This window comes from Bdellovibrio sp. HCB209 (assembly GCF_047306065.1).
Classification (GTDB): Bacteria; Bdellovibrionota; Bdellovibrionia; order Bdellovibrionales; family Bdellovibrionaceae; genus Bdellovibrio.
On record NZ_CP178618.1, the window covers coordinates 2,556,933 to 2,574,224 of the forward strand.

The following is a 17,292-nucleotide window of genomic DNA, read 5'->3' on the forward strand; positions in this document are numbered from 1 at the left end:
TACAAAATAACAGTGTTGATCTGATCATTCAGGGCGGAGGCTTTTTTGTCCATTTTTGTCGAGCTGGAAATTCAAAATTTACTCAATGAGACCAGCGATCTCGATGAAGTAGCCACTCGACTGATTTCAAGTCTTGAATCCTCCCCTGATCAAATTTCTTTAGACAACATCACAGCACTTGCACGCTTCCTCAATCAAAGTGGACGTCATATCCAACTTGCGAATTTCGTTATTAAGAATATCGATAACGAAGGCTTCCCCATTCCTTGGCCTTACTTCTTAGAGGCTTTGGGACATGCCACTTTGGACATCGATGAAAAAGTGATGAACGCTTTGATCGAAGGCATTCAAGAAAGCGAAGCTGAAAATGAAGCCGCTCGCTCGCAAGCGCTTAATAAATATTCTCCACTCTTGGGCGAATGGCGTAGCAATCGTAAATACCGTATTCACAAAGACTTCTTAAGCAATAAGAAAAACTTGCTGGAGCAAATGATCACTCTGCGCACGCAGCAGTTGTACGAACAAGAAAAAGTTTTGCTGGATCGCCTGCAAAAACTTTATCCTGGAGACAGTGATGTTGCTCATGAAGTTCGTGAACACCGCCAACGTCATGCTTTAGAAATTCTGTCTCGCAGATCGCCGCGCGCGCGTGATCCAAAACCTGAAGAGCTTTCACCGAAAGACCCTGAAGTAGAAAAAGCACTTCTCGCTTTGCTTCAGTCTTTGCGTGACCACGCTGAAGAAGATCCGGCAATGGCCTTTGATTTTGCCATCGTCGCCTTCATGCTTGAAGGTTACGAAACAGCTTTGGATATCTTGCAGTTCTGCGAGCCTTCAGAAAGCCTTCATTGGTTCAGCCTAGAAGTGTTGCTACAATGCCGCCGCTTCATCGAATTGTTGAATGAGATCGCAAAGGTCGAACTCGCTTATGCACATGAACCGGAAACTTTTTTTGCGACAGCTTATCTACGTGCACAAGCCATGTGGGGCATCGGACAAAAACACACGGCCGTAGAAATTTTGGAAGGCCTCTTAGCTTCTCGTCCTCACTACCGCGCAGGCAGTGCACTGCTTAGCATCTGGAGCGGACAGTGAGACGTATCTTTTGGATTCTGGTCACGCCGACCTTAGCATTTTTGGTATTGTGGGGATTGGGCAACTGGCTTTTGATTCCGCGTTTGGAAACATGGGCTCTGCAAGAACTTCAAAATTATTCTAAATCTTCTTTGCCTGTTGAGATTCAAGCGGATCGCCTGCGCATTCGTGTTTTGCGCACATCCCTTGCTTTAGAAAATATTCGTATCATCCCGAAGGGTGAATTTGCCGAAGTGACCGAAGAAATTCGCGTCGCTCGCGCTCGTGTACATTTAGATTTCTTTACGTTACTAGGTGGTCGATTAAATTTATCGGCTCTGGTTATTGATGCTCCCGAAACGGTTATCAATCTGGATCCTTTACTTAAAAGCGATTCAAAACCAAAGCCTTTGCCTTTGGATGAAATTTTCTCGATCACTGAGCAGATTCCTTTGCAGAAAATCCTTTTACAGAATGTTCATATCCTAGTGACGTCTAAAAAACTGGGCATCCACGTTGAAGCGAGCAACAGTGGCTTGCTTCTGACGAACATGGGTAAAAATATCACAGCCAAACTTGATACTCCGACATTGGCTGTGTCTTTGAAAAATGTCGGTCAGTTTTCCGGCTCTCTGGATTCACACCTTTATCTGACTCGTCAGTCCCTGCGTGTTTTGCAACTCGGCGTTCGTTTGGATAATTCAGAATTCCTGGCTCGCGGAGAACTTACAGATTTCAGAAACATTGCGATTAAACCTTCCGGTGTTCTGAACCTGTCTGCCAAAGTTGCCCTAGCCGATCTTTACAAAGAACTTAAAGAGCTTAAACCAGACATGGCCCTACCTAAGCTTGCAGGAACTTTGGATACCGATGCCGAGGTTCGTTTCAATGGCATGAATGATATCCGCGGTAAAGCTGACATCAGCACTCACTCTGTCATTGTTGATACATTCGAATTAGGTGATGCTCACATTGAAGGTGAATACAAAGACAAAGGATTTACCTTCTCGGAAATCTCTGTCTCCCACCCTGCTGGAACTGCGACACTGAACAAGTCACAACTTCAGTTGGATGAAAACTACGGCTTCAAATCCACTGTCAAAGTGGACAGCCTTGATCTGCAAAAGCTTTTTGTGTCTTTGGACCTGGCGTCCATTCCTGTCGGAGTTAAACTGCAAGGCAATCTTCCATGTACGGGACAAATTCTGCCGCAATTCTATGTTCAATGTGATGACGGCGTTTTAACAGGCCAAGATCTGTGGGTAAAATCAGAAAACAACTCTAAAGGTTCTGAAATCGTGAACCTGAAAGACATGAAGGTCACTGGTAAAGCTAAAGTCACGATGGACGCTGTTACTTACGATGCAAACCTAGCAATTGGTAGCAGCGTAGGAACTAGTGACGGCATCATTGATTTCCACAAAGGCTTTAAGATCAATTATAAAACAAAAAGCTTAGACATGAAGGACATCCAAAATCTTTCACATCTAAAAATGGTCGGCAGCGCCAGCATCGAAGGTTCTACTCAAGGAAACGCCAGCACGGCGACGATGGATATGAACTTAAATGTTCGTAACTTCATCTTTGAAGATTTCAATCTTGGCAACGCCATCACGAATCTGAAAATGCGTAAAGGCCATCTGATCTTTTCTGATATCGCGGGTGCTCAGAACAAGACTCAATACATTGGTAACTTGGACATCGATTTGACCCACAGCCAGTTGACCGGGGCTTTCAGTGCTCCAACTGCGGAGCTTGAAGACATCGCTGTGATCCTTGAAGGCATTTACAAATTTCCATTCCCTATTGCGGGAACGGGATCAGCAAAAGCTCAAGTCGATGGGCCTCTGAACTTTTGGAAGCTGAACTACAAATTGGATTCAGCCTTTAAGAATGTTTCTGCTAGCAATGAAAATTTTGATCTTCTGCACTTCAATGTCGATGCCACTAACGGCAACATCAAAGCTCGCAAAGTCCAACTACTTAAAAATAACTCCGTAGCGAATGTTACCGGCGGCATCAGCTCAGATAAAATTTTAGGCCTATTCGTTGACGCTAAAAATTGGCGCCTAGAAGAATCCGACATGATCAGCGCTGTTTCCACCGGCGTTTTCGGAAATCTAAATGCTTCGGCTGAAATTAAAAATTCTTTCAACGAAGCCCGCGTAAATATCAAAGGCGCTTTGACGGAAACTGTTTTGGAAGACCAAGAGATCGACAACTCGTCTTTCCAAATGAGCATTGATCGTAAAAGCTTGGGTGGTCAGGTCAGCCTTTTCGGTGACAAAGTCCAAGGTGATTTCCAAATTCCATTTGAACACACCTCCCCGCTAAGAATCCAAATGAAGACGAACCAGTGGTCATTCTCTTCTTTGCTTGCCTTGATCGGCGGAGCGAACCTTGCGAACGAGTATGAGTCTTCTTTGACTTCAAATATCGATCTCCGCTCTGACTCTGGTGATCTGTTCAAATCCACAGGCAAGGTGACAGTTCAGAATATTTATTTGAAACGTGGAGCCTCGAGTATTTCAAATACGGGTCCGATTGAAGTCTTAACTGAAAACGGCACTGTGACGTTCAAAAACTTCCTACTGCGTGGCCCACAAAATACGATTCAGATTAAAGGCGCTAACTTTACCGCTGAACGTATGAATTTTGGCATTGAAGCTCGTACGGATTTGCGCCTCTTACAGATCTTTACTCCTTTCTTGGATGATCTGGGCGGCCCGCTTCGTATTTCAGCGACGGTGTCTGGTAAGGTTTCAAAACCTGAAATTCTGGGAACGGCGAATTTAAATAATGCCTTCGTGAAATTAAAAGGCTTCCCTCACCCACTTGAAAGACTCCAATCTAACGTTTCTTTCTCGCAGTCACGTATCATCATCAATGATCTCAAAGGTCAGATCGCTGGTGGAACGATGACTGGTGATGGCAGTGTCATCATCAATGGTCCAAAGGATTTCCCAGTATCCGTTCGTGCTCACCTTGATAATATTTCCTTAAACGTTCCAGACCGTGTTCATACAACAGGTGAAGCCGATCTCTTATTCTCTGGCAAATGGTTCCCGTTTGTCCTGTCTGGTACATACCGTGTTTCTGGTGGTATCTTTGAACGTGAGTTTATCGAAGGTGGCTCTGGTGTTGCGAACATCCAGCAAAGTGCTTACCTGCCTAAAGTTTTGCGCGACACTCAATTTGAACCTGTCTTGCTAGATATCCAAGTGAACTTAGACAAACCCCTGCCGGTTAAAAACTCCCTTTTTGATGGCTCGGTTTCTGGCCACATTGCAGTTAAGGGTGCACCAACCAACCCGGTTCTTTTGGGTAAGATCACAACTGAAAAACGTTCTAAGCTGATCTTTAAGGATCGTCAGTTTGATATTCAGACGGCTAACGTTGATTTTGCAGATCCAAATCAAATCAATCCGAATCTTTATGTGACGGCGACTTCGCGTGTGAACGAGTATGACGTAAGCCTTTTCGCTTCAGGCTCTGCCAAAAATCCAACGATCAAATTGACCAGCGTTCCGCCATTGTCAGAACAAGACATCGTCTCTTTGATCGCCCTAGGCGTGACATCACAAAGTATGGCCACATCAGGACAATCTAAAGCCCTTGCTGACCAAGCAGGTCTTGAAGTGGCTGGTGCGGCGTTTGCTAAAGAGATCAACAAACCACTTGAGAGCACGTTAGGTCTGAACCTATCCGTGACATCTCAGTACGATTCCACACGCAATATCAGCGTACCTAAGATTACTTTGAGCCGTCGCTTGACGGAAAAGGTTAAAATCTCTGGTAGCCGTCAAGTGGGTGACGTTTCCGGATACGATGTGAAGCTTGAGTATCTATTGAATCCGAACTGGACAGCTGTCGGTTCGTTTGAAAATAAAAATCTTTACGACAACAGCGTCTTGCAAAATACTCCCGTAGAAACTGAAAGTATCTTCGGGCTTGATCTTGAATTTAAACGGGAGTTCAAATGATCCGTACTCTCGTAGTCGCTTTAGCACTTATCATGTTCATCCAAACCTCCCCTGCTTGGGCAAAAAAAGGTTTGGATATTTCTGATTTGCCAAAAAATGTGCAATCAGATTTGCTAAAGCGCTATCCGCAAATCACTAAAGACTTTGTTCCTCTGGATTTGATTGATGATATTTTAAGATATCTGCAACCCAATCCCCAGTTTGATCGCTTGATCGTGACTGAAAGCACTGCGGGTTCCTATAAAATGGAATATATCCATGCAAAGCGTATTGGGGCCATCATCATTGCTGGTAATAATTTTTATTCGGACTCTGATGTTACAAATATCTTTGCCGTAAAAACGGGAGATGTTTTTGATCAGCAAGGTCTCGCTGAACAAGGTGAAAAACTGCGTTTGGCCTACAAGGAGCAAGGCTTCCTTAACACTGTTGTTGATATCGAAATGCCGCCGGGCAAAGACGGCGCTGTCGATCTTATATTGAAAATTACTGAAAACAAACGCACTGAAATTCACAACCTGATCGTACAAAGCCCGAACGGTACTTTGAATAAGATCTTGGTGGATGAACTGGATTCTAAGCTCGATGATCCTTTGACTGACAAAACTTTGGCTGACATCAATAAATCAGCTCGTTCGTTCTTAAACGAAGAACGCTATGTTCGCGCTGACTTTATTGGGCCGACAGTGAGCTTTAACGAAGACGAATCTAAAGCCACACTCACCTACCGTGTGGATCGTCCGGAAACTTATAAGTTTGAGTTCCGTGGTCATCAAATCCTGCGTCTGCGTGATTTGGAATCAGCTTTAGATTTAGATAATTTCTATTCGGCGAATCCGAACATCGGGGCTGAGCTTTCAACTAAGCTTAGAAATTACTATTTGGCGGATGGTTATGCTCGCGCTGAAGTTTCCGCAACTGAAGAAGACACGGGAAATCCTTTTGTCCGTAAAATCATCTTCACTGTTGATGAGGGACCTAAGGTCAAAATCCAAGGCATCAACATCACGGGTAAATTTAGCCGTAAGCCACAGCACTATTCAAAAATCATCCGTGACTATAGCTCTACCTTGGTTTCAAAAGGCTATTACAACAAAGACGATGTTGATACCGGCGTCAGAAATCTAATCCTGGCTTTGCAAAACGAAGGTTACCTGCAAGCTAAGATTGTTTCGACTCGAATGACTTACAATAAAGAAAAAGACCAAGTCACACTCTATGTGAATCTTGATGAAGGTCCTTTGACTTTGATTCAATCCGTTTCTTTCTTAGGCAATCAGGCTTACTCAAACGAGGAGCTCCTGAAAGTCACTGGTTTAAAACCCGGCCCATTGAAACTGAATCAGATCGAAGAAGCCGTTAACAACGTTAAAAATTTCTATCGTGAAAATGGTTATATCGAGATGCTTCTGCTGAACGAGCGCGAAGATCTGGTGACCTATGATTCGACCAATACGAAAGCGATTTTGAACTTTAAGATCTTCGAAGGGCCGCAAGTTCGCGCCTCAAGCATCATTTTAGAGGGCAATACTTTCACTCGCGATTACGTCCTTTTCCAAGAGTTAGAACTTCGCCAAGGCGAATTGATCACTCCGCAGAAAATTGATGACTCGATTTCTCATCTACAAAGAACGGGATTCTTTAACACGGTTGAAGTTCGCACTTTGGAAGAGAAAACCAATATCGCAGATCGTACAGTGATCGTTAAAGTCACTGAACGCGAGCCGGGAACATTTAATATCGGTGCCGGTGCGACCAATGAACGTAAACTGACGTTGCGTGGATATACGGGTATTTCTTATCGCAACTTGATGGGAACTGGCCGAGGGGTTTCTTTACGTCTTGAAGGTAACTATAATATCGCTGACGTAAAATACCTTGAGCACAAAGTGGTCGCCGGATATCTGGAGCCTTACTTATTTGGTACTCACGTTCGCGGGCGTGTGAATATCACTCTGTCCAGCCAAATTACTGACTTTAACGTCAAGCAGGTCACTGATTTGAATCAGTACACCTACACTTTAGAAAAAGACTTTACGTCTAAAATCTTGGGAACTTGGGATCTATACTCGCTAGCGCAAGTACGCGACTCCGGTTTGGATGAAACATATCCATACGCACCGACTCAACAAGATATCATCACGACTGGCCCGAACATAGATTTCGACTTCCGTGATAATCCATTCAATCCGACGGCGGGAACTTTTACTCGTATCAATGCAGAATACTCTGACCCTGTATTTGGCGGCACTGAAACCATCAATTACTGGCGTGCGGTTGCAGGTATCACGGTTTATAGCAAGATCGGAACTCTGCAAAAGCAACCGGTGGTTTGGGCGAACAACTTGCGTGGTGGCTACCTTAAAAACTTAAGTCATTTGCCTGATACAGCAGATCGTCAGAATGGTGTCCCTTGGGATAAGAAAGGTTTCAGTCTTGGGGGCATTTCCACAGTGCGTGGTTACGAAGCTGGTACTGAATACTTCCCAAATAATAATGACCTGGGTATCGCTGGCGGAAATAAGAAGTACTATCTGACGACAGACTCAACAATGGGGCTGATCAAGTCAGAGCTTCGCTTCCCAGTTTACGGAGCCTTGGGCGGAGCTGCTTTTTATGACGGTGGTATCGTGCAAATCGAAGGTTTGGAAATCAACGAGCCTTACCGTGCAGCGACTGGTTTCGGCATCCGCTATAACACGCCAGTAGGTCCTTTGAGTGTCGACATCGCTTGGAAGCTCAACATGCAACCCGGCGAATCCCCATGGCGCCTGCACATCTCGATCGGTACATTCTAAGCGAAACCTCCGAAAGTCGAATCCTCTATTCACAGCTTAAAAGCATTTAAAGGCGCCTCCCTGGCGCCTTTTGTGCATTTTATAGCCTTATTGATTATATATATACAATGTATTACAATGAGGTGACTGTATGGATTTTGACTGGGACCTTCTGAAAGAGCAGTCAAACTTTCGAAAACACGGAATTTGGTTCGACGAAGCTAAAACTATATGGGCCGATGCCTACGCTTTAGAGTTTTACGATGATGACCACAGCGACGAATCAGAAGATCGCTTCATTCGAATTGGAACCTCGCTTCGTTCAAAGATACTAATTGTCGTTTTTTGTGAAAAGGAAGCCAAAGACAGCGTTCGAATAATTTCTGCCAGAAAGGCCACGGCCAAAGAGAGAAGAGTTTATGAAGAAGGAATATGACCTTAAAAAAATGAGAAAAAGAAACTCGAAGGTCCTTACCAAGGAAGAGGTTAACAAAACCCTTATCAGCGTAAGATTGAATACCAATGACCTCATCGACATTAAAACCGAAGCCGAAAGGCTCGGCATCCCCTACCAAACTTTGATTGGAAGCATCCTCCACCGCTTTATAAATGGTGAGCTCATAGACCGGAAAAGTGTTATTGGTGAAGTATCTTAGGTAAAAGAAAAGCCCGGCCATGTGACCGGGCTTTTTAGTTTTTTAGCCTTGTTTGTAAATTAGCGAGATTTTGAGCTTGCGAATTTACGACGCAAATCCTGAGTCACCTCTTGGATTGTTGCGTTTAGAGTGACCTCAAAAAGATCTTCTGCAGATACTTTATAAAGTTCGCCCAATTTTTTAAGTGCGTTGATCGGTGGATGAGAAACGCCACGCTCCCAGTTAGAAATGAACTGTGGAGTTGAATATCCCAATTTATCCGATACGTCTCTTTGGGATAGACCCGCCGCTACACGTTTTGTTTTTAGAAAATCAGCTAACATGTTTTTTTGTCTCATATACCCACCTGCGAGAAATAAGCATAAACAACTTTTTTAAATGTGACAAACTGAATTGATATTACAATCAACTCACCTACTAAACATAAACAGTATACATCAATCGCGATAAATTCCTTCCTGTTTTTTCGCGAGTATTGTGTAAAATAGCAAGAAAGTTGCTCCAAAAAGGGAGAATGGCTCAAGTATGGATTCAAGAATTTGGGAAGAAACGTTTAAAATCTCCAGCCAATCAGTCAATCCCAGAGGGGTTTTGGGACTGTTTGGCCTACTCAATCTTCTGCAAGAGACCGCCTGGCAGCACGCAGAGCGGGTTGGTTTTGGTACAGATCAAATGCAGAAAGATAAGCTTTACTGGGTTGTAACTCGGCAATATGCAGAAATGAGTCAGTGGCCCAAATATGGTGAGACAATTCGCATTCGCACATGGATTCGCCCTCCATCGGGTGCCTTTGTTTTACGCGGTTTCAAAGTTGTGAACTCAAAAAACGAAGTTATCGGCCAGTGCGCGATGAGCTTTTTAGCTCTTGAACAAGGTAGCGGTCGCATTCTCCCCGCGCAAAATTTAAGACCATGGCAGGATTTGGTTTCCGAGGAGTCACTGATCCTTGAACCCGAGAAAATTCCAGTTCAAGGACAGTATGAAAAGCTCGCTGAATTTGCGGTTAGAAATTCCGACTTGGATATTAACCAACATGTTAACAATGCGAAATATGCTCAGTGGATTTTAGATTCAATCCCCTTCGATCTTCATAAGACCTTGAAACTAAATTCTTACTCCGTTAACTTTTTAACAGAGACACTTTTAGGTGATACGGTTGAGATCGAAAAGAGCCTGAGTGATTCCTCACAAAATGAGGAGCGCGGTTCCACAGCCTACCGAGGCGTGCGAATTTCTGACGGAAAGAACTTATTTACGGCTCGTTTAAACTGGGAGAAACGTTAGTGCTTCACTTGAAGGCTTTTTCAGAGAATGATTTTACGAAATTATTTAAAGTAGAATCTCAAGTTTACGTGACGTCAGACGATGAAGTGATTCTTGAATATTTCCTTGTAGGACCTACTCGACACTTGCACTTTCCTCCCCTGAGTGAGGATGCCTCCTCTGTTCGCCGTGACGAACTTTGGAAGACCACGTGCTTAGAGGCGTTCTTTAGCTTTGATCAAGCGGCTGACTCCCCCTATCTGGAAGTGAACTGCTCCCCCAATGGTGACTGGAATGCTTATGCCTTCACAGGATACCGCCAAGGAATGCGACCGGATGGAACCGCCTCGGTGAATTTGATCTATCGAGCTCTGGAATCTGATGAAGCCATTTTTAGAGTCAAAATCCAGTCGCCCGCCATCAAGAATTTTAAGCAACTTGGAGTCACGGCCGTTATTGAGTTTTCCGATGGCTCGAAGTCTTATTTTGCCCTGACTCACCCGGGTCCTCAGGCCGATTTTCACAATAAAACCTCCTTTACGCACGTTCTCGCTCCTTGACCCTATTTCGGGGTCAAGTTAGCCTTGCTTGCTTTCATTTAATCATTAAATAACGCGCTAGGTCTTAACGGCTGCGCGCAAGCAAGAGTCTCGAAAGGATTCCCATGAAAAAACACACAGTGCGTGTTTATCCATCTAAAGAAAAATTGGATCGTAAAGATCAACTAGCTTGGAAAATTGCAGAGATCGCTTCTGACAATGCTCCAATCAAAGCTGACGTTGTAGATATGGTTATCAATCGTATCATCGACAATGCTTCTGTTGCTATCGCTGCAGCAAACCGTCGTCCGGTTGCTTCTGCTCGTGCAATGGCTATTGCACATCCTCGCAATGGTGGTGCTACTGTTTTCGGTATGCCGAACGATCAAAAATTTGACTGTGAATGGGCTACTTGGGCTAACGGAACTGCAGTTCGTGAATTGGATTTCCATGACACTTACTTGGCAGCTGACTACTCTCACCCTGGCGACAACATCCCAGCTATCTTGGCAGTTGCTCAACAAATGGGTAAAAACGGTAAAGAACTTCTTAAAGGTATCGTTACTGGTTACGAAGTTCACGTAGACCTAGTGAAAGCTATCTGCCTTCACATGCACAAAAAAGATCATATCGCTCACTTGTGCCCTGCTCAAGCGGCTGGTATCGGTACTTTGTTGGCTCTTCCAACTGAAACTATTTTCCAAGCAGTTCAACAAGCGGTTCACGTGTCTTTCACGACTCGTCAATCTCGTAAAGGTGAAATCTCTTCTTGGAAAGCTTACGCTCCAGCACACGCTGGTAAACTAGCTGTTGAAGCAGTTGACCGTGTTATGCGTGGCGAAGGCGCTCCATCTCCAATCTATGAAGGTGAAGATTCTGTTATCGCTTACATGCTTGACGGCAAAAACGGTAAATACGAAGTACCACTTCCAGAAGTTGGCGAAGAAAAACGCGCAATCCTTGAGACATACACTAAAGAACACTCTGCAGAGTACCAATCTCAAGCATTGATCGACTTGGCTCGTAAAATGAAACCAATGGTTAAAAACTTCGACGATATCAAAGATATCGTGATCCACACTTCTCACCATACTCACTACGTAATCGGTACTGGTGCGAACGATCCACAAAAAATGGATCCAAATGCTTCTCGCGAAACTCTTGATCACTCGATCATGTACATCTTCGCAGTGGCTCTTCAAGACGGTACTTGGCACCACGTTAATTCGTACGCTCCAGAGCGCGCGAAACGTGCTGACACTGTGGCATTGTGGCACAAAATCTCTACTATCGAAGACAAACAATGGACTGCTTGGTACCACGAGACAGATCCAGATAAAAAACGCTTCGGTGGCCGCGTAGAAATCACAATGAAAGACGGTTCTAAAATCGTTGATGAACTAGGCGTAGCTGATGCGCATCCAGCGGGTGCTCGTCCATTCAAACGTGCTGACTACATCCGTAAGTTCGACACATTGACTGAAGGAATCATCACTAAAGCTGAGCGCGATCGTTTCATCGGTCTTTGCGAGAATTTGGAAAACTTGACTGCTGAACAAGTTCAACAGTTGAACGTTCAAATCCCAATCGAGAAATTGACGAACAATAAACGCGATACAAAAGGTATCTTCTAAGATCCTTAGAAAGGTCCCTCACGGGACCTTTTGTTTTTCACCGAAAGGAGAAACTATGTTGTTTCCTGAAATTACACCTGCACAGAAGCGTAAGAACTTTCGTGAGGCTTTGAAATCTGGCAAGCTTTTGCAAATGCCGGGTTCTTGGTCTCCGCTGGCTTCTATGGCTATCGAAAAAGCTGGTTTTGACGGCGTTTATATTTCTGGTTCTGTTTTGTCGAACGATTTGGGTTACCCAGACATCGGTTTGACGTCGTTGACTGAAGTAGCTCAACGTGGTCGTCAAATTGCTCGTACGACTTCTTTGCCGACTATCATCGACATCGACACTGGTTTCGGCGAGCCGATGAGTGCGACTCGCACAGTTCAAGAGATGATCGAAATGGGTCTTGCTGGTTGTCACATTGAAGACCAAGTAAATCCTAAGCGTTGTGGTCACCTTGATGGTAAATCACTTGTTACTCGTGACGAAGCAGCTCGTAAAGTTGCGGCGGCGGCTCGTGGTAAAAAGCTTGATGAGAACTTCCTTTTGATCGCGCGCACTGATGCTCGTGCTTCTGAAGGCTTGGATGCAGCTATTGATCGCGCTAAGGCTTACATTGATGCGGGTGCTGATTGCATCTTCACTGAAGCTCTTGAGAACGAGAAAGAGTTTGAAAAATTCCGTAAAGCAGTTTCTGTTCCTCTTTTGGCGAATATGACTGAGTTTGGTAAAGGTCGTTTGTTCACTTATACTGAGCTTTCTAACCTTGGCTACAACATCGTGATCTATCCTGTGACGACTTTCCGTCTGGCGATGGGTGCAACGGTTGCGGGCTTGGCTGAAATTAAAGCTAAAGGTACTCAAGAGGGCTTGCTTGAAAAAATGCAAACTCGTAAGGATCTTTATGCTTTGACTCGTTATGATGAGTACAACAGCTTCGATCAGAATATCTTTAACTTCACTTTGAAGTAGTTTTTGATTTTTTATTTTTCAAAAATGGAAAGAGCGGGTTCATCGCCTGCTCTTTTTTTTGGTTTATACTAATTACCTAAATTAGGTAATTTTTAACCTATTTTAGGTAATTAGGCATATCTGACCGATTTACGAATCGAACTTTACCCAGATCCCATTAAATCCTTTAGGCCACACTGATTCACATTTGCATCTCCCGTTAATAGGAGTAATTACACGAGCATACATAATGTATGTACATTTTGTATTTACAATGATAGTATATGAAAATATCTGGCTTTAATTGGGATGAATACAACAGACTCAAATGCCAGAAGCATGGCTTATCGATAGACCAAATTGAGGGATTTCTACTCTCCTCTCCCCTCATCTCTAAAGATGACGAGCATAGCCATGATGAAGATAGATTTGTCGCTTTTGGAACATTTAAAGAACGTTACTTAGTGGCGATTTTCTGCTTAAGAGTTTTCGAGGGACAATTCCATATTCGTGTTATTAGTGCTCGTTACGCCCGACACAAAGAAATAGAGGCATTCCATGAAAAAGAACTCCCGCGCAAAATCCGCAAAACCAATGAAAGTAAATGATCCAATTGAACGTGATTTCTCAGCACTGCTAAAATCCGGAAGCTGGAAGCCCATGGATCATTACTTCCAATTCGCTCCAAAGGATAAGACTTTAACGCTAAGAATCAGTAGCGAACTATTGGAGGGCTACAAAAGGCTCGCTTCGAAAGAAGACAAGAAATACCAAAAACTCATGCGTGAGGCTTTGATTGAGTATTTAGCCAAGAAGGTTTCATAAAAAATAGCAGGCTTGTGGCCTGCTCTTTTTATTTGTTCGTACTGTATTTGAATCTATTTAGGGAAATGTTTGTAGTAGAGATCCCAGGAATCGATCATGGAACCGTCGTCAAAAACGCAGGCGTCGGATTGATCGCCGTTTTGGGCTTTCAAGATTCTATTCTTAGCTCCCACATCCCAGCAGTACAATGCTGCCGGATTGCCAGCTAGTGGGGTTGGGTTTTTTGTTTTAACCTTAGCCTTACCGGTGAAGACTGTCCAAGCCTTGCAGCTCGGCTTGCCAGCTTTAAAGCAAGCTTCGTTGATGTTTGCTTTTTCGTACGTCTTGAATTTGATTTGTTCGTACTTGTCGTTGTTGAAGTACTTCAGTGTTTGATCAGCGTGAGCTGTCAAAGAAACTACAAAAAGAGAAAATGCCGTTACAATTAATTTCATATCAAATTTCCATTCCGTTTACTTTTTGTCAGCAATCCAAGTTAGAGTGGCTTCCTTGTAGAACGTTCTATCCAATAACGTCTTAGCATCCACCCAGCCATCTGCATTTTGATCCTGCCAGCTTTTACCCCAGCTATTTAAAACCTTAACGCTATCGACACATTTTCCTTTAGAATCACAAGTTTTTCGATAACCAGCTACGACAACCCCATGCTGGTTCTCACATTTTTTACTACTTGGCTTTTCATCTAAGCAGATATTTCCTAGGCCCAGTGGACGCCCATCGTTAAGAACATTTTTTATCGTATTGATGGCTTCATTATAGGTTCCAGTCTTACCTAATAATGGATAGAACTTAAAATCTTTTTTACTTGGGTATTCCACCGCCACGCTCTTGCTTAATTTTCTGCATTCCGGTGAAATCAAAATGCGATCAAAGAATTCTGCGTAAGTCTTCTTTCCAAAGGCCTTGAGCATTGATTCGTTGGAAACATCGACATCCAAACCTTCTTGGATTTCTTTCTGTGCAGTAGAATAAAAACTATTTAAGCAGCTTTCACAATCCTTCGGAACTTCCTTAGATTTTTCATACAATGCTTTTAGCTTTTTCCAGATACCCAGCTGAACTTCTGAAGCTTCGGCCGAGCCCCCCACTCTACTTAGAATTTTTTCCAACGAAAGACATTGCTCTGATGGAGCAAACTCCCCACTCAATACCAGCTGATCAAGCGTATTATATATACTTCCGCCATAGGGATCGGGATTTTCATTTTTTGACTTCTTAGCTGGAGCCTTATCCTCTGCGGGACGACCTATAGGAGACAACCCCAAGGGCGAAAAAACTTTATCAGATGTAATTGTTTTACAATCTGTATTCATAGATCTGCAGTTTTCTGCCGTCAAAATCACCGAAGCAGCAACCCCGTAGCAAATTCCTAATGTATCTTGCGATTGCAAAGGCGGAAGATTCGTAATCTCAATTTGAGACTTTTCATCGACTTTGAATTTGCTGGCATCCAAAGACTTGAAGCCATAAACTTGTCCGCTGCTGACTGCTGGATAAAGCAAACCTAGTAATAACCACTTCATAACATCAATTGGATCACAGAAATCTCATATTGAGAATCTCCTCGGAAATTCCAGCAATTTGACCCTAAACAAAACAAGACCTTGGTCCGAAGAGTACTTACATGCGTTTCTTCTTGGCCCTCTTATTATCATTTAACAACCCTGCCCTTGCTAGCAACAGCCAGGCGTCGGCTCCTATGATTTTAAGTGACCGAATCACATCAAAAGTAATCGCAACCGGTGACTACGAAGATTTTCGTTTTGATTCTGACCGCGATGGAGCTGTGGATCTTTGGGTTGTAAAAAAGGATAAAACCTCCGTCTTCGTAAAGTTTAAAGATTCGCAGCCAACGTCACTGCTATTCCGCCGTACAAACGGAGCTTCTATTCAGGAAGCACATTACGAGTCTAAGAATAAAAAATGGATCCTAACCCATTCGACAGTTCGTGCTCCAATGGTCATGAACGGGATCGCCGATGAAAAAATCAGTTCTCAGGACGACAAATGTGCTGCGGAAAATAAATCCGTTTTAGCAGATCTTGCCAAGTTCACCAAGGACATGACGACAACGGAGTATGCTGCGGCTGCAGAAAAAGCCGTTTCCTGTGAGAACGAAGATGCGACGCCTGAAATAGAAAAATCTCTCGTTTCCCTGATGAATAATGACCGCTTTACTGAATGTATCCAAAGCGAAGCGGCACAAAAGGCGCTGCCAGATATCTCTCCTACGGAACTACAGTATTTTTCAAATAAACTGAAAATTGACCTAAAGAAAATTGGGGCCCAACAAGACGGCAGCGGTCTCTTCACGTGTGATGCGTTACCAGCAGACAAAAAGACACCAACAGGCAAGTTCACGGAAAATGGTAAAATCACTTTTAGCCTAGATAAAAATGCTGACAACCAAGAAAAACTATCAGACCAAATTCAACCACTCATGTTTCACGAACTTGTACATCGTACTGGCGTTGTAGATGAAAAGACTATCGATACGTTAGTAGATATCTGCTTTAAAAAGAAGACTTCCGCTGTTAGCAGAAAAACTAAAGAACGCAGCCTTATTTGGACAAAAAGACAGACTGAGAATGCAGCAGCCAACGCGGCATCAAAAGATACAGTTGTAGCCAAAGAAGTGGTGGCAGCCAAAGCCGCTCCTCAAGCTCGTACTATTGCCAGCACATCCATGGAGTCTGGTGGAGGTTCGAATGGCTATAATATGGCGAAGGAAATTTCTTCAGCCGAAGTTCAGCAGTCAGTTCCTTCTGCATCGACGCTTGCTTCAAATATCAGTGCTAGCGATGTAGACGAACAGCGCTCACTTCAATCGAGCCAACGTCAATCGGCTCCGGTGCTTGCGATGGCAGATCGTGCGATGGGGGTTATGAATACTCCGGCGCTTGCGAGCGATGAGACTTCATCTGGTTCCTCTTCGAGCTCTACTCGTGAGAGATATCAAGCTCGCCATCAAGGTTATGAACGCGATTCCTCATCAGCGAAATCAGCTGATAACACGGACTATAGCAAAGTTATTTTCAAACCATCTCGTGGTGGTGGAAATGTCGTTGAAGAAATCGACTTAACTAAAGGCAATTCTACAGGAACTAGTGAAACTGCAGGTCGTACGACGAACGCTGTTGGCAACTCACGCACAGTCGCATCGACGGGCCGCCCCACTGACCGATTCACTGAACCAAGCGAAGTGGCGTCTAGCGCAGCGGGAGGATCTGGCTCTGGCAGTGGTGGTAGTGGTACTTACTTTGCCGATGGAGGTGCAACCTCTTCTGGTACACGTAAGACTAATGCTAGCAACCGCAGAGGCCTGGCTTCTCAAGGCAGTGCTGGTGGTGGCTTTGAATCTTCCCGCGATGAAGTGATTACTTTCATCTCTAACGCCAACTATTCGCAGACGAAAACCAAACTGCGTGATCAGGCCTTCCAGCAGACTCTCAGCAATAACCAAATCAGCATCATCTATGCTGATGGCAGCGCTCCTGTAGGGGCCCTTCGTGGAACGACAGTGTTCCTTGATGATGGTTCTCGCTTTATCATGCAACGTCGTAAGTAGTCTCTATACTTACACGTAATTACATCATCTTAAATTGAG

Annotated in this window: 15 protein-coding genes; 12 read left to right on the forward strand and 3 right to left on the reverse strand. The window is 44.0% G+C overall.

What is annotated here, in order from left to right:
• Positions 1–45: 45 nt before the first annotated feature.
• From ACLVWP_RS12455 to ACLVWP_RS12475, 5 genes are all read left to right on the forward strand, one after another.
• Positions 46–1,095, forward strand: coding sequence for a hypothetical protein (locus ACLVWP_RS12455; protein WP_413557642.1), 1,050 nt, complete (start codon positions 46–48; stop codon positions 1,093–1,095).
• Complete coding sequence (locus ACLVWP_RS12460) at positions 1,092–5,057, forward strand: translocation/assembly module TamB domain-containing protein (protein ID WP_413557644.1); 3,966 nt, start codon at positions 1,092–1,094, stop codon at positions 5,055–5,057. The genes ACLVWP_RS12455 and ACLVWP_RS12460 overlap by 4 nt, the downstream gene beginning before the upstream one ends.
• A complete protein-coding gene (locus ACLVWP_RS12465) occupies positions 5,054–7,855 on the forward strand; it encodes a POTRA domain-containing protein (protein ID WP_413557645.1) in 2,802 nt (933 codons plus the stop codon). Before ACLVWP_RS12460 ends, ACLVWP_RS12465 begins: the two co-directional genes overlap by 4 nt.
• 130 nt (positions 7,856–7,985) lie before the next feature.
• A complete protein-coding gene (locus ACLVWP_RS12470; RefSeq protein WP_413557647.1) occupies positions 7,986–8,270 on the forward strand; it encodes a BrnT family toxin in 285 nt (94 codons plus the stop codon).
• Positions 8,254–8,490: a hypothetical protein gene (locus tag ACLVWP_RS12475; protein WP_413557649.1), complete on the forward strand. Its 237-nt coding sequence runs from the start codon at positions 8,254–8,256 to the stop codon at positions 8,488–8,490. The genes ACLVWP_RS12470 and ACLVWP_RS12475 overlap by 17 nt, the downstream gene beginning before the upstream one ends.
• Positions 8,491–8,549: 59 nt before the next feature.
• Here ACLVWP_RS12475 and ACLVWP_RS12480 read toward each other — a convergent pair whose 3' ends face one another.
• Positions 8,550–8,828, reverse strand: a complete 279-nt coding sequence (locus ACLVWP_RS12480; RefSeq protein WP_413557651.1) for a helix-turn-helix domain-containing protein — start codon at positions 8,826–8,828, stop codon at positions 8,550–8,552.
• Between the two features lie 187 nt (positions 8,829–9,015).
• Between ACLVWP_RS12480 and ACLVWP_RS12485 the strand changes: the two genes are divergently transcribed.
• The 6 genes from ACLVWP_RS12485 to ACLVWP_RS12510 all read left to right on the forward strand — a co-directional run bounded on the left by ACLVWP_RS12485 (position 9,016) and on the right by ACLVWP_RS12510 (position 13,685).
• On the forward strand, positions 9,016–9,774 hold the full coding sequence (locus tag ACLVWP_RS12485) for an acyl-[acyl-carrier-protein] thioesterase (protein WP_413557652.1): 759 nt from the start codon (positions 9,016–9,018) through the stop codon (positions 9,772–9,774).
• Positions 9,774–10,313, forward strand: coding sequence for a DOMON-like domain-containing protein (locus ACLVWP_RS12490; protein WP_413557653.1), 540 nt, complete (start codon positions 9,774–9,776; stop codon positions 10,311–10,313). Before ACLVWP_RS12485 ends, ACLVWP_RS12490 begins: the two co-directional genes overlap by 1 nt.
• 104 nt (positions 10,314–10,417) lie before the next feature.
• A complete protein-coding gene (locus tag ACLVWP_RS12495) occupies positions 10,418–11,926 on the forward strand; it encodes an MmgE/PrpD family protein (protein WP_413557654.1) in 1,509 nt (502 codons plus the stop codon).
• Positions 11,927–11,981: 55 nt separating this feature from the next.
• The gene (gene prpB, locus ACLVWP_RS12500; RefSeq protein ID WP_413557655.1) at positions 11,982–12,881 is read left to right on the forward strand and encodes a methylisocitrate lyase; all 900 of its coding nucleotides are present in this window, start codon (positions 11,982–11,984) and stop codon (positions 12,879–12,881) included.
• Positions 12,882–13,144: 263 nt separating this feature from the next.
• Positions 13,145–13,468, forward strand: a complete 324-nt coding sequence (locus ACLVWP_RS12505; RefSeq protein ID WP_413557656.1) for a BrnT family toxin — start codon at positions 13,145–13,147, stop codon at positions 13,466–13,468.
• Positions 13,419–13,685, forward strand: coding sequence for a CopG family antitoxin (locus ACLVWP_RS12510; RefSeq protein ID WP_413557657.1), 267 nt, complete (start codon positions 13,419–13,421; stop codon positions 13,683–13,685). Before ACLVWP_RS12505 ends, ACLVWP_RS12510 begins: the two co-directional genes overlap by 50 nt.
• 53 nt (positions 13,686–13,738) lie before the next feature.
• Here the strand turns inward: ACLVWP_RS12510 and ACLVWP_RS12515 are convergent, their stop codons facing one another.
• Both ACLVWP_RS12515 and ACLVWP_RS12520 read right to left on the reverse strand, forming a co-directional pair.
• Positions 13,739–14,119: a DUF333 domain-containing protein gene (locus ACLVWP_RS12515; protein WP_413557658.1), complete on the reverse strand. Its 381-nt coding sequence runs from the start codon at positions 14,117–14,119 to the stop codon at positions 13,739–13,741.
• An 18-nt stretch (positions 14,120–14,137) separates the two neighbouring features.
• Positions 14,138–15,208, reverse strand: a complete 1,071-nt coding sequence (locus tag ACLVWP_RS12520) for a hypothetical protein (RefSeq protein ID WP_413557659.1) — start codon at positions 15,206–15,208, stop codon at positions 14,138–14,140.
• Positions 15,209–15,309: 101 nt separating this feature from the next.
• Here ACLVWP_RS12520 and ACLVWP_RS12525 point away from each other — a divergent pair, with 101 nt between their 5' ends.
• Positions 15,310–17,253 (forward strand): hypothetical protein, encoded by a 1,944-nt coding sequence (locus tag ACLVWP_RS12525; RefSeq protein WP_413557660.1) that lies wholly within the window; start codon positions 15,310–15,312, stop codon positions 17,251–17,253.
• The last annotated feature ends 39 nt before the right edge of the window (positions 17,254–17,292 follow it).